Raw genomic sequence first — 12,458 nt, 5'->3', positions numbered from 1 at the left:
GGGGGAGGGGGCCCCCCCCGGCGGGGGGGGCCGCGCCCCGAGCGCCGGGGCCCCCCCGCCCCTCCCGCGTGATCACTTGACCGGCGCCGACGGCCCCCAGAGCCCGTCCTCCGTCAGCCCGAGCAGCTTGATCGCGTTCCCGCGTACGAGCGCGTCGACGACGTCCGGCGCCAGGTGCCCCATCTGGGACTCCCCGACCTCCTTGGACTTGGGCCAGGTCGAGTCCGAGTGCGGGTAGTCCGTCTCGTACAGGACGTTGTCCACGCCGATCGCGTCCAGGTTCTTCAGGCCGAACGCGTCGTCGAAGAAGCAGCCGAAGACATGCTCGGCGAAGAGCTCCGACGGCGGCCGGTGCACCTTGTCGGCGACTCCGCCCCAGGCGCGGTTCTCCTCCCAGACCACGTCGGCGCGTTCCAGGATGTACGGGATCCAGCCGATCTGGCCCTCCGCGTACATGATCTTGAGGTTGGGGAAGCGCTCGAACTTGCCGCTCATCAGCCAGTCGACCATCGAGAAGCAGCAGTTGGCGAAGGTGATGGTGGAGCCGACGGCCGGCGGCGCGTCCGCGGAGGTCGACGGCATCTTCGAGGAGGAGCCGATGTGCATGGCGATGACCGTGCCGGTCTCGTCGCACGCCTGAAGGAACGGGTCCCACTCGTCCGTGTGGATCGAAGGCAGACCGAGGTGCGGGGGTATCTCGGAGAAGGCGACCGCCCGGACGCCGCGGGCGGCGTTGCGGCGGACCTCTTCGGCCGCAAGTCGCGCGTCCCACAAGGGGATCAGGGTCAGCGGGATGAGCCGGCCCTTGGCGTCGGGGCCGCACCAGTCCTCGACCATCCAGTCGTTGTACGCGCGCACGCCGAGCAGACCGAGTTCGCGGTCCTTGGCCTCGGTGAAGGTCTGGCCGCAAAAGCGCGGGAAGGTCGGGAAGCAGACGGCGGACTGGACGTGGTTGATGTCCATGTCCGCGAGGCGCTCGGGCACGGAGAACGAGCCCGGCCGCATCTGCTCGTACGTGATGACCTCGAGCTTGATCTCGTCGCGGGAGTAGCCGACGGCCGTGTCGAGGCGGGTGAGGGGGCGGTGCAGGTCCTCGTAGACCCACCAGTCGCCGATCGGCCCGTCGTCTCCGGGTGCGCCCATCACCGGTGCGAACTTGCCGCCGAGGAAGGTCATTTCCTTCAGGGGCGCTCGTACGATCCGGGGGCCGATGTCCTGGTACTTGGACGGGAGCCGGTCCCGCCAGACGTTGGGGGGCTCAACCGTGTGGTCGTCCACCGAGATGATCTTCGGGAAGGTCTCCATGGTCCCCACGGTAGCCGCTATCTGACGGATCGTCAGCTCCCTGGGCGGGGGCGGCTTGCAGATTCGGGGGCTCCACCCCCGGACCCCCGCGGGGATTGGGGGGTGTGGGTGGATGTTTGTGAGCTGTAGCCGATTCGTGCTCGTGGGGGCTGCGCCCCCACGCCCCGCCAAGGCAAACTGACACAGTTAATTCCCGTACACCCGACGGGAATTACCCAAATCAGGGCATAACGGGGGCCAGGGGGACGACCACGATGGACGGTGTACCGCGCGTGCCGGCCCAGCGGCGGCCGGAAACAGTGGCACCGCTGCAGTTCAGCCTGCTCGGACCGGTGCGGGCCTGGCGCGGTGGCGACCCGCTGCCGACCGGATCCCCGCAGCAACGGGCGCTGCTCGCGGCGCTGCTCCTCCGCCAGGGCCGGACGGCCACGGCGGCCGAGCTGATCGACGGCATCTGGGGCGAGGAGCCGCCGTCGCAGGCCCTGGCCGCGCTGCGTACGTATGCCTCCAGGCTGCGCAAGATCCTCGACCCGGACTCGCTGGTCAGCGAGGCCGGCGGCTATGCGATCCGGTGCACCGCCGACGCGCTGGACCTCGCCGTGGCCGAGGAGCTGTGGACGGAGGCCGAGAAGGCGCGCGCGACGGGTGATCTCTGCCAGGCGCGGGCGCTCATCAACAAGCTGCTCGGCCTGTGGGACGGCGAACCGCTCGCCCATGTCCCCGGCCCGTACGCGGACACGCAGCGCACCCGGATCGTGGAGTGGCGGCTGCAGATCCTCGAGACCCGTCTCGACATGGATCTCGAGCAGGGCTGCCACGCGGAAGCCGTCTCCGAACTGACCGCGCTCACGGCCGCGCACCCGTTGCGGGAGCGGCTGCGCGAGCTCCTGATGCTCGCGCTGTACCGCAGCGGGCGCCAGGCGGAGGCCCTCGCGGTGTACGACGACACGCGCCGCCTCCTCACCGAGGAACTGGGCGTCGATCCGCGTCAGGGTCTGTCGGATCTGCACCAGCGGATCCTGCGGGCGGACCCGCTGCTCGCGGAGCCGGCGGCCCCCTTGGCCCAGCCCGCCGCCGCCCCGGCCCATCCCGCCCAACTGCCCGCCACCGTCGCCGACTTCACCGGACGCGGCGCCTTCGTGTCCGAGCTCAGCGATGTGCTGGCCTCCGCCGAGGGCCAGGTGATGGCGGTCTCCGCCGTCGCCGGGATCGGCGGCGTCGGCAAGACCACCCTCGCCGTCCATGTCGCGCACGCCGCGCGCGTGCACTTCCCGGACGGGCAGCTGTACGTCGACCTGCAGGGCTCCGGCCCTCGCGTCGCCGAGCCGCAGGCGGTGCTCGGTGCGTTCCTGCGGGCGCTCGGCACCGCGGACGCGGCGATACCCGAGACCCTTCAGGAGCGTTCGGCGCTGTTCCGCTCGGTGCTCGACGGCCGGCGCGTACTCGTCCTGCTCGACAACGCGCGCGACGCCGCCCAGGTCAGGCCGCTGCTGCCGGGCACCGCGGGCTGCGCGGCCCTGGTCACCTCACGCCACCGCATGGTGGATTTGGCGGGTGCGCACCTCGTCGACCTCGATGTGATGTCGCCCGAGGAGGCCCTTCAGCTCTTCACGCGGATCGTCGGCGAGGAGCGGGTGGCGTCGGAACGCGAGGCCGCGCTCGACGTCGTGGCCGCCTGCGGTTTCCTGCCGCTCGCCATCCGGATCGCCGCGTCCCGGCTTGCCGCCCGCCGGACCTGGACGGTCTCCGTCCTCGCGGCGAAGCTCGCCGACGAGCGCCGGCGCCTGGACGAACTGCAGGCGGGCGACCTCGCGGTCAAGGCCCCCTCCGAGCTCGGTTCCGGCCAGTTGGAGCCCCCACAGGCCCGCGCCTTCCGTCTCCCCGGCCGCGCGGCCGGCCCCGACATCTCCCTCGCGGCGCCCGCCGCGATCCTCGACCTGCCCGAGGAGAAGGCCGAGGACCTCCTCGAATCCCTCGTCGACGCCTCGCTCCTCGAATCCGCGGCGCCGGGCCGCTACCGCTACCACGACCTCGTACGCCTCTACGCGCGTTCCTGCGCGGAACGCGACGAGCAGCCGCCCAGTGAGCGGGGGGCCGCGCTGTCGCGGCTGCTCGACTTCTATCTGGCGACGGCGGCACAGGTGTACGCGATCGAGCGGCCGGGCGACCGGCTGGTCGACCACCTTTCACCGACCGAACGCGAGGGCCTGCGCTTCGCCACCCGCTCCCAGGCCGTCGACTGGCTGTTCGCCGAGGCCGGATGTCTGCTCGCCTGCGTCCAGCAGTCCGCGGACGGCGCGATGCTGCGGCGGGCCGCGGACCTGCTGATGGCCGCCGTGGACCTGGCCGAGTCCCGGGTCGACGCCCGCCGCTACGAGGCGACCGCGCGCACCGTCGTCGAAGCCGCGCACATCGCGGGCGACGCGCTCGCCGAAGGAAGGGCGCGGACCTTCCTCGCCCATGTGCTCAGCCTCGCGGGCGAGTTCCACCGCTCCGACGACGAGGCGCGGCTCGCGTACGAGCTCGGGCGGATGGCCGCCGATCCGGTGCCGCTGGGCCGCGTGCCCAACCAGCGGGGGATCATCGCGCTCTACGAGCACCGTTACGAGGAGGCGCAGGCCCATCTGCGCGGGGCCATCGAGGCCTTCCGCGCGGACGCCAACCGGCCGGGCGAGGCGAGCGCGGTGTGCAATCTGTCCCGGGTCCAGCTCGAACTCGACCAGATCGACAGCGCGGTGGAGCTGGCCCTCGAAGGTGTACGGATCTACGCCGAGCTGGACTCGGTCCTGCGGATCGCCAATGCGCAGTACGCCCTCGGTGTGGCCCTGACCCGTGCCGGCCGGTCCACCGAGGCGCTGGCCCAGCTCTCCAACGCTCTGGCGACCTTCCGTGAGAGCCGGCAGTCGCTGTGGCTCGGCATGGCGCACTACCGGATGGCGGAGGCGCACCTGGCGGCCGGCCGGCACGCCCAGGCCTCGGCCCATGCCGAACAGGCCCTGGCGCTCCAGGACATCGGCGGCGACTGGCGGCGGGCGAACGTGCTGACCGTGCTCGGACGGGCGCTGTCCGCCGTGGGCATGAGCGTGCGTGCGGCGGCCTGCTGGCGTGAAGCGCTGGATCTTTACACGGAATTGGGTTCGCCCGAGGCCGACGAGGTCCGGGGGCTGCTGAGTCCCGCGACGGCGGCGTAGTCCGGCACGTCGGTCCGCCGGGCACTTGTTCGCCCTCCGTCGATGGCCTCGCTCCCTCGCCCTCGGTCGTTCACCCTCCATCGTTCAGAGGTCGGCCTGGCTCCCGTCCGGCGGCCGTAGCGGAAGGACCCATCCCGTCTCGTACCGCCTCGTGACAGGTGTGTGGCCGGTCCCGGACAGGACGTTCATCGTTCGTTTATCGCCGCACGACATGCTCATGAGGTCGATCCGCCGCGTCGGGGGGCAGACGGATCAACCGCAGAGCCGCGCACTAGTGTGAGCGGCCCACACCGCCCGTCCGGCAGTCCTCGGGGGAGTTGCCGGGCGGGCGGCGTCATCGATTCGCGCTGCACTACACAGGGGAGCCACGCATGAGCGACGAGAAGAAGACCGAGCCCGTCATAGTCAAGCCCGAGGACGAGCACGCGACCGGCGAGCCCATCAAGCCGCTCGACGAGCACGGGACCGGCGAGCCCACCAAGCCCCCCGACGAGCACGCGACCGGCGAGGGCGCCTGAGACCGCACTCCACGAGGGGGGATCGGCCGCGGCAGTGCGGAGGGGGAGCCCACTGCCGCGGCCGCAGCATGGGTACGGGCGTGCGTGTACGGGGCTGCCGGGCCGCGTAACAACTCCGTTGCCCCGACTGGTCCCACAGGCCAGGATGCCCGGATGACCTCACGTATCCGGCACATCACCATCGACAGCCACAACCCCTACGCCCAGGCCCAGTTCTGGGCCGAAGTGCTCGGCGGAAAGCTGAGCGACGAGGACAACCCCGGTGACCCCGAGGCGATCGTCGAGCACGAGGGCGACACGATCCTTTTCGTGACCGTGCCCGAGGGCAAGACGCTCAAGAACCGCGTCCACCTCGACGTACAGCCGCAGGACCGGACCCGCGACGAAGAGGTCGAGCGGCTGATCGCCCTCGGCGCGACCCTCGAGAACGATATGCGCCGCCCGAACGGCAGGGGCTGGCAGACCCTCCTCGACCCCGAGGGCAACGAGTTCTGCGTCGAGGCAAGCCAGGCCGAGATCGACGCCTCCCAGGCGCAGGGCTGACGCCGCGCCGGGCTCAGGGCTGGCGCCGCGCTCAGGGCTGACGTCGCGCCTGGCGCCTAGCCCCGCCGCCCCCGCAGCTCCGTCTTCAGCACCTTCCCGCTCGCGTTCCGCGGCAGTTCGCTCACGAACTCGACCTGCCGCGGCACCTTGTAGTTGGCCATCTCGCGCCGGGACCAGGCGATCAGATCGTCCGAGGTGAGGGTCGAGCCCGCGCGCCGTACCGCGTACGCCTTGCCCACCTCGCCGAGCCGCGCGTCCGGCACACCGATCACCGCGACGTCCGCGACGTCCGGGTGCAGACCGAGGAGTTGCTCGATCTCGGCCGGATACGCGTTGAAGCCGCCGACGATGAACATGTCCTTGATGCGGTCGGTGATCCGCAGGTTGCCCTCCTCGTCGAGCACCCCGACGTCCCCGGTGCGCAGCCAGCCGTCCGGCGTGATGGTCTTCTTCGTCTCCTGGGGGTCCTCGAAGTACCCCCGCATCACGTTGTGCCCGCGCACCATCACCTCACCCGACTTCCCCGCCGCGAGCGTCTCGCCGACCGGGGAGACGACACGGACCTCCGTGCCGGGTATCGCCCGCCCCGAGGTCTCCGCGATCACCTGGGCCGCGTCCCCGCGCCGGCACATCGTGACGATCCCGCTGGCCTCCGAAAGGCCGTATGCCGTCAGGACGGTGGCGATCCCGAGCTCGGAGCGCAGCCGCTCGACCAGCTGCAGCGGGACCACCGCCGCGCCCGTGACGACGAGCCGCAGCGCCGACAGGTCGTGCTTCGCGCGCGCGGGGTGGTCGAGGAGCGACTGGTGGAGTGTGGGCGGTCCCGGCAGGACCGAGATGCGTTCGCTGGCGATGTTGGCGAGCACCGTGTCCACGTTGAAGACCGGCTGCGGCACCATCGTCGCGCCGCGCATCAGACAGGCCAGGATGCCCGCCTTGTAGCCGAAGGTGTGGAAGAAGGGGTTGACGATCAGATAGCGGTCGCCTTCGCGCAGGCCCGCGAGTTCGCTCCAGATGCCGTAGCAGCGCAGGGACTGCGCGTGGGTGATGACGGCGCCCTTGGGGCGGCCCGTCGTGCCCGAGGTGAAGACGAGGTCCGAGGCCGAGTCCGGATCGATGCCGGCTCCCCGCGCCTCGACCTCCGCGGCCGGCACCGCGTCCCCGCCCGCCAGGAAGTCCTTCCATGTACGGAAGTCCTCCGGGGCGTCGTCGGACAGGACCACCACCTGCTCCAGGTGCGGGAGCGCCGGCAGCGGCCCGGAGCCCTCGCCCTCGGCGGTGGCCCGCCGCAGCGAAGCCACGTACGAGGTCCCGAGGAACGTCCCCGTGATGAACAGCAGCTTGGCGCGGGAGCGGCCGAGGACATACGCGGCTTCGCTGCCCTTGAAGCGGGTGTTGAGCGGGACGAGCACCGCGCCCGCCGATACCGCGCCGAGCGAGGAGACGATCCAGTCGAGGGTGTTGGGCGCCCACACCGCCACCCGGTCCCCGGGTTCGACCCCGCTCGCGATACACGCCGCAGCCGCGCGCCCGACGCGTTCGCCGAGTTCCGCGTACGTGATCCGGGTGCGGCCCTCGACCACCGCCTCCTGCGTCGCGTAACGCCGGGCCGCCGCACGTACCAGGCCCGGAATGCTGCCCCACTCAAGGTCGCCGCGCATCACTCGCTCTTCCCCGCGCATCGCAAGCCCTCCCACCCTTCCCCGAGCTCTCAACTTCGTTGGAGCAGGGGAGAACCCATTGCTGACTATCCGTCAGATTAGCTGTAGCCTCCTCCGCTGTCAGCAGGGATGCAGGCGCGTGATCTCGGAGGTGGCCATGGCCGCGGGCACATTGAAGGACGCTACAGCGATAGTCGGGATAGGCCAGACCCCCTTCGCGAAACAACTACCGGAATCCGAGAAGGCGTTGGCCTGCCGGGCGATCCTCGCGGCGCTCGACGACGCGGGCATCTCCCCCGCCGAGGTCGACGGTTTCGCCTCGTACACGATGGAGGAGACCGACGAGGTCGAGATAGCCAAGACGATCGGCGCGGGCGACGTCACCTTCTTCTCCAAGGTCGGCTACGGCGGCGGCGGTTCCTGCGCGACCCTCGCGCACCTCGCCTCGGCGGTCGCGACGGGACAGGCGAGCGTCGGGGTCGCCTGGCGTTCGCGCAAGCGCGGCTCGGGGCGCCGCCCGTGGACCAACACCCAGGTCCAACTGCCCACCCCGGGCCAGTGGACGCGCCCCTACGGTCTGCTGCGGCCCGCCGACGAGATCGGCATGCTCACCCGGCGCCATATGCACGAGTACGGCACGACGCGCGACCACCTCTTCAACGTCGCGCTCGCCTGCCGCAACCGCGCCAACCAGAACCCGGCGGCGCAGATGTACGAGCGTCCGATGACCCGCGAGTCGTATATGACGGCCCGCATGATCAGCGATCCGCTCTGTCTCTTCGACAACTGCCTGGAGACGGACGGGGCGTTGGCGGCCGTCATCGTCTCCGCGGAGCGCGCCCGCGACTGCCGCCAGAAGCCCGTCTACCTGCACTCGGTCGCGCAGGGGCTGCCCGCACAGCACCACGGCATGGTCAACTACTGGAACGACGACCCGCTGTCCGGGCCCGCCTGGACCGCCGCCCGACAGCTGTGGAAGCAGGCCGACTTCGGCCCCGAGGACATCGATGTGGCGCAGATCTACGACGCGTTCACGCCACTGATTCCGCTCTCCCTGGAGGGCTACGGCTTCTGCGGACGCGGTGAGGGCGGGGCGTTCACCGAGGGCGGCGCCCTGGAGATCGGCGGGCGGCTGCCCATCAACACCAGCGGCGGCGGCCTCTCCGAGGCGTACGTCCACGGCTTCAACCTGATCACCGAGGGCGTCAAGCAGCTGCGCGGCACCTCCACCGCCCAGGTCCCCGACGCGGCCACCTGCCTGGTGACCGCGGGCGAGGGCGTCCCCACGTCGGCCGTACTCCTGAGGAGCTGATCCCCGATGACCTCTGCAGATCTCCTGGCCCCGGTCGTCGACGACGACGGCGCGCCCTTCTGGGAGTACACCGCCCAGCACGAATTGCGCGTCCAGGCCTGCGCCGCCCCCGAGTGCGGCGAGCTCCGCTTCCCGCCGCGCCCCTGCTGCCCGCACTGCCAGTCCTTCGACAGCGAGTGGCGGCGGATGAGCGGCAAGGGCCGGATCTGGTCGTACGTCTTCCCGCATCCGCCGCTGCTTCCGGCCTACGCGGACATGGCCCCGTACAACGCGATCGTGGTCGAGCTGGCGGAAGCCCCGCGCATCCGCCTCGTCGGCAACCTCGTCACCGAGGCCGGCGCCCCGTGGAACTCCGTCGATCCGTCCCGGCTGAGGATCGGGGCGCGGGTGCAGGTGGTGTTCGCGCGGATCGGCGAGTTCACGATGCCGCAGTGGGTGCTGGAGCGCTGATGTCCCTACGTGTGGAGTGCGACAAGGAGACCGGGGTCGCGGTCCTGACCCTGGACCGGCCCGAGAAGCACAACGCGATCGATCTGGCGACGGCCGCCGAACTGACCGCCGCCTGGCGGCAGTTCAGGTTCGACCCGTCGGTACGGGCCGTCGTGATCACCGGAGCGGGCGAGAAGGCCTTCTGCACCGGCATCGACCGGGCGGCGGAGGTGCCGCAGCCGCCGTCCCCGTACACCATCGACGATCCCCTGGTCGCGATCGGGCCGAAGGCCTGCGACCTGTGGAAGCCGGTGATCGCGGCGGTGAACGGGATGGCCTGCGGCGGGGCCTTCTATCTCCTCGGCGAGAGCGAGTTCATCGTCGCGGACGAGCGGGCGACGTTCTTCGATCCGCATACGACGTACGGGATGGTGAGCGCGTACGAGGCCATCTACATGGCGCAGCGCATGCCGTTCGGGGAGGTCGCGCGGATGTCCCTGATGGGGACGGCCGAGCGGGTCTCGGCGCGGCGCGCGTACGAGGTCGGCCTCGTCTCCGAGCTCACCGCGCCGGGCGGGGCGCTGGCGTCCGCCGTGGCCTCGGCGGAGGTCATCGCCTCCTGTCCGCCCGCGGCCGTCGAAGGCACGGTCCGTGCGGTGTGGGCGGCGTCGGCTCCCGCCCGGGCGCAGGCGGCGGCACAGGCACCCCAGCTGATCGGCCTCGGCAACCTGCCCTGGGACGAACAGGCCGGCCTCTTCGGCAAGCGCAGGCCGGGGTTCCGGCTGCGCTGAGCTGCCGTCCGCGGCTAAGCGTCGGCCGGGGTTCCGGCTGCGCTGAGCCGCGGTCCGCGGCTCGCCGCGATCATCAGGTCCGCGGCGGATGCGCTGCGGTGCTCGCCCGCCTCGACGGCGCTCCACGTGCGGGCGCGCATCCGGTTCCTGCATGACCTGGTCGAGGCCGACCGGGAGCACCCTGGTGGCGTGCCCGGCCGGCCGGGCGTAGCGTCGGGAGCGAGAGTCCCCTATCAGGGCCTATGTGCCCCTTTGCACCAAAGGGGCCGTCGGGAGGTCACCGATGAGCCGCGTCCGCAACGTCCTCGGGTCGATCCTCGCTCTCGCCGGAGCGGCGGCCGTCGTCTGGAGCCCCTTCCGTGCCTGGTACGACGGCCGTCTCGGCCGCGAATACCGTATCGACGAGCTGTTCTCGGCGGACGGTGTCACGGACGACAAGGCGCAGTTGTTCGGCTCGCTGTTCCTGCCGTTCCTGTTCGTCGCCATCGTGACGCTGGTGGGCGTGGTTGTGCGCTCGCGCCTGCTGCTCGCGTTCGCGGGCATCGTGGCGATGGGGTTCGCGGTCCTGTGGATGGTGCGCGTGGGACAGGCGGAGGGTTCGCTCTCCGTGGACGCGGACGGCAACGGGCTCGATGTGGGCGCGGGCAGCGCGTTCGTGGGCGGGGCGATGATCCTGCTCGCCGCCCTGATCATGTCGGGCCGCCCACGCCGCGCCTCGCGCCGTGCCTCGCGCCAGGCCGACGAGATCCCGCCGCCGGCTCCCGTATCCACCGTGCCGACGCTGGATCAGCCGGGTCAGCCGGGTCAGCCGGGTCAGCCGGGTCAGCCGGGTCAGCCGGGTCAGGATCCGGCCGCGTTCGACGCGTTCGGAGAGCGTCCCGCCGCGTACGGGGACCGTCCGGACGGGTTGGAGGACCGGCCCGACGCTTACGGGGACCGGACCGACACGTACGGCGAACGGTCCGACACCTACGGGGACCGGACCGACACGTACGGGGACGGGGACAGTCCGTCGTCCCCGCCTCCCGCGGCCTCCCCGCCGCCCCCGATGTCCCCGGCGGACAGCCCGCCGCCGGAGGAGCAGGACGGCCCGCCGCCGGCCTGGCACAAGCCGCCGCCGTCGAGCTGAGCAGCGCCTCGGAGCAAACACCTCACCGAGCCGAGCCGGAGCCCGGAGCCCTCCCGAGTCGGAGCGGGAGCCCGGTCGGAGCCCGAGCCGGAGCCGGAGCCCGGCTCGGAGTGGCAGCCCGGCTCGGAGCCGAAGCCCGGCCCGCCCGCCGCCTCACCGACCCGGCGCCGTCCCCGTCCCCTTCACCGCGTCCAGCGCGTACACGCACCGGTCCTTGCTGCACGCGTACACGACGCCCGCCTGGGCGACCGGCGCCCCGGTGATCTCACCGCCCGTCGCCAGCTTCCAGCGGAGCTGGCCGCCCACCGCGTCCAGCGTGTACAGGCAGTGGTCGGCGGAGCCGAAGTGCAGCCGGCCCTCGGCCGCGACCGGGGAGCCGATGACCTCGCCGCCCGCCTGGAAGCGCCACTTGGGCGTACCGGTGACGGCGTCCAGCGTGTAGAGCCCGTTGCCGGCCCCCACGTGCACATGCCCGGAGGCCACGAGCACCGGGTCGATGGACGACCGCGACTCCGTGGCGATCCGCCACCGGTCCCGCCCGTCCTTGGCGTCCAGGGCGTACACCGTGCCCAGATAGTCCGCGAGGTAGACCCCGCCGCCGGTGACCGCGGCGCCGGGCGCGTACGCGGGCGGCGACAGGAACACCGCGGGTGCCTCGAAGTGCCAGCGGACCTGGCCCGACGCGATGTCGACGGCCAGCACCCGGGTCCCCGCCGCGACATACACCGCGCCGTCGGACGCCGGGGTCAGCCGGACCGGCACGCCTCCGCAGGAGGCGGCGTCGCCGATGGGATACGACCAGCGCTCGACGCCCGTACGGGCCTCGACGGCGCGCAGCCTGGCGTCCTTCCACAGGAACACCGTGCCCTCGTGGATGACGGGCCCGGCCTCCGGCGTCTCGAAGTCGGTCTGCGCCCCGGTGATCTCCCAGAGCTTCTCGCCGTTCGCCGCCTCGTACCCGCAGACCACGCCGCCGCGCAGCCCGGCGACGACCGTGCCGCGGTCGGCCTTGAGCGAGTACACCCAGGCCTCCGTCGCGAAGCGCCACAGATCGGTGCCGTCGGCCGCGTCGAGCGTGAAGAGCGTGGGCCCGTCGGAGGCGTGGATCCGGCCGTCGGTGATCGCCATCGACCAGGCCACGTCACGGGTCTTGAACTGCCGCCGCCCGGTGGCCACATCGAGTGCGTGCACCTCGAACGACGTGACGTACACCCGGTCGCCGACGACATGCGGCGTGCCCCAGACGTCGTTGGACATCCGGAAGCGCCAGGGCCGCCAGGCCGCCGGTTCCGCGGACGGCACCGGAACCACGGGGGCGGGCTCCGCGCCGTTGACGCCCGCCGAACGCGACCACGACGCGGCGAGCGCCGCCTCAGGGGCGCCCACCCGCTTGTCCGCCTCGCGCCGTGCGTCGGCGACCCGGGGGCCGGGCCCGATCGGCACCTGCGCGCCGGGCAGCCGTACCGGCGAAGGGTCGGGGGCGTCGGGCGTGCGGCGCCAGGCCTCGTCCCAGTCCTCGCCGCCGGCCGGGCGCGCGGGGCGCGGGGGGGCGGGGGGGGGCGCGGGGAGGCGGGGGGGG

10 protein-coding genes and 1 pseudogene are annotated in these 12,458 nt (G+C 72.1%); 7 read left to right on the top strand and 4 right to left on the bottom strand.

The genetic code is table 11. From position 1 onward, the window contains the following. Nucleotides 1-72: 72 nt before the first annotated feature. Nucleotides 73-1,305, bottom strand: a complete 1,233-nt coding sequence (locus JAO81_RS28965; RefSeq protein WP_199550911.1) for an amidohydrolase family protein — start codon at nucleotides 1,303-1,305, stop codon at nucleotides 73-75. Nucleotides 1,306-1,559: 254 nt separating this feature from the next. Between JAO81_RS28965 and JAO81_RS28960 the strand changes: the two genes are divergently transcribed. The 3 genes and pseudogenes from JAO81_RS28960 to JAO81_RS28950 all read left to right on the top strand — a co-directional run. Next, entirely contained in the window at nucleotides 1,560-4,496 is a 2,937-nt protein-coding gene (locus JAO81_RS28960; RefSeq protein WP_199550910.1) for a BTAD domain-containing putative transcriptional regulator, read from the top strand. Nucleotides 4,497-4,867: 371 nt separating this feature from the next. Beyond that, nucleotides 4,868-5,014 (top strand): hypothetical protein, encoded by a 147-nt coding sequence (locus JAO81_RS28955; protein ID WP_199550909.1) that lies wholly within the window; start codon nucleotides 4,868-4,870, stop codon nucleotides 5,012-5,014. 153 nt (nucleotides 5,015-5,167) lie between these two features. Next, nucleotides 5,168-5,530: pseudogene (locus JAO81_RS28950) on the top strand (VOC family protein); the annotation flags it as partial. A gap of 83 nt (nucleotides 5,531-5,613) precedes the next feature. Here the strand turns inward: JAO81_RS28950 and JAO81_RS28945 are convergent. Beyond that, nucleotides 5,614-7,218, bottom strand: a complete 1,605-nt coding sequence (locus JAO81_RS28945; RefSeq protein WP_199550907.1) for a FadD3 family acyl-CoA ligase — start codon at nucleotides 7,216-7,218, stop codon at nucleotides 5,614-5,616. 157 nt (nucleotides 7,219-7,375) lie between these two features. On the opposite strand from JAO81_RS28945, the gene JAO81_RS28940 reads away from it, so the two are divergent. From JAO81_RS28940 to JAO81_RS28930, 3 genes are read left to right on the top strand one after another with little or no spacing between them, the layout of a single operon-like run. Beyond that, on the top strand, nucleotides 7,376-8,530 hold the full coding sequence (locus JAO81_RS28940; protein ID WP_199550946.1) for a lipid-transfer protein: 1,155 nt from the start codon (nucleotides 7,376-7,378) through the stop codon (nucleotides 8,528-8,530). Nucleotides 8,531-8,536: 6 nt separating this feature from the next. Next, nucleotides 8,537-8,980: a Zn-ribbon domain-containing OB-fold protein gene (locus JAO81_RS28935; RefSeq protein WP_199550906.1), complete on the top strand. Its 444-nt coding sequence runs from the start codon at nucleotides 8,537-8,539 to the stop codon at nucleotides 8,978-8,980. Then, nucleotides 8,980-9,750 (top strand): enoyl-CoA hydratase/isomerase family protein, encoded by a 771-nt coding sequence (locus tag JAO81_RS28930; RefSeq protein WP_199550905.1) that lies wholly within the window; start codon nucleotides 8,980-8,982, stop codon nucleotides 9,748-9,750. The genes JAO81_RS28935 and JAO81_RS28930 overlap by 1 nt, the downstream gene beginning before the upstream one ends. Before the next feature lie 14 nt (nucleotides 9,751-9,764). Here the strand turns inward: JAO81_RS28930 and JAO81_RS43470 are convergent, their stop codons facing one another. After that, entirely contained in the window at nucleotides 9,765-9,890 is a 126-nt protein-coding gene (locus JAO81_RS43470; RefSeq protein ID WP_267913073.1) for a hypothetical protein, read from the bottom strand. A 143-nt stretch (nucleotides 9,891-10,033) separates the two neighbouring features. Between JAO81_RS43470 and JAO81_RS28925 the strand changes: the two genes are divergently transcribed. After that, complete coding sequence (locus JAO81_RS28925; RefSeq protein ID WP_199550904.1) at nucleotides 10,034-10,879, top strand: hypothetical protein; 846 nt, start codon at nucleotides 10,034-10,036, stop codon at nucleotides 10,877-10,879. Between the two features lie 153 nt (nucleotides 10,880-11,032). Here JAO81_RS28925 and JAO81_RS28920 read toward each other — a convergent pair. Next, on the bottom strand, nucleotides 11,033-12,458 hold a 1,426-nt coding region (locus JAO81_RS28920), incomplete at its 5' end, for a PQQ-binding-like beta-propeller repeat protein (RefSeq protein ID WP_199550903.1).

The organism is Streptomyces sp. N35 (genome assembly GCF_016464295.1).
GTDB lineage: Bacteria > Actinomycetota > Actinomycetes > Streptomycetales > Streptomycetaceae > Streptomyces.
Note: the sequence above shows the minus strand (reverse complement) of the source record. Positions and strands in the feature narration are given on the sequence as shown.

Bases quoted from the DNA above. Each gene is read 5' to 3' on its own strand.
- JAO81_RS28965 (WP_199550911.1), bottom strand. From the start codon at position 1,305: ATGGAGACCTTCCCGAAGATCATCTCGGTGGACGACCACACGGTTGAG.
- JAO81_RS28960 (WP_199550910.1), top strand. From the start codon at position 1,560: ATGGACGGTGTACCGCGCGTGCCGGCCCAGCGGCGGCCGGAAACAGTG.
- JAO81_RS28955 (WP_199550909.1), top strand. From the start codon at position 4,868: ATGAGCGACGAGAAGAAGACCGAGCCCGTCATAGTCAAGCCCGAGGAC.
- JAO81_RS28945 (WP_199550907.1), bottom strand. From the start codon at position 7,218: ATGCGCGGCGACCTTGAGTGGGGCAGCATTCCGGGCCTGGTACGTGCG.
- JAO81_RS28940 (WP_199550946.1), top strand. From the start codon at position 7,376: ATGGCCGCGGGCACATTGAAGGACGCTACAGCGATAGTCGGGATAGGC.
- JAO81_RS28935 (WP_199550906.1), top strand. From the start codon at position 8,537: ATGACCTCTGCAGATCTCCTGGCCCCGGTCGTCGACGACGACGGCGCG.
- JAO81_RS28930 (WP_199550905.1), top strand. From the start codon at position 8,980: ATGTCCCTACGTGTGGAGTGCGACAAGGAGACCGGGGTCGCGGTCCTG.
- JAO81_RS43470 (WP_267913073.1), bottom strand. From the start codon at position 9,890: ATGCGCGCCCGCACGTGGAGCGCCGTCGAGGCGGGCGAGCACCGCAGC.
- JAO81_RS28925 (WP_199550904.1), top strand. From the start codon at position 10,034: ATGAGCCGCGTCCGCAACGTCCTCGGGTCGATCCTCGCTCTCGCCGGA.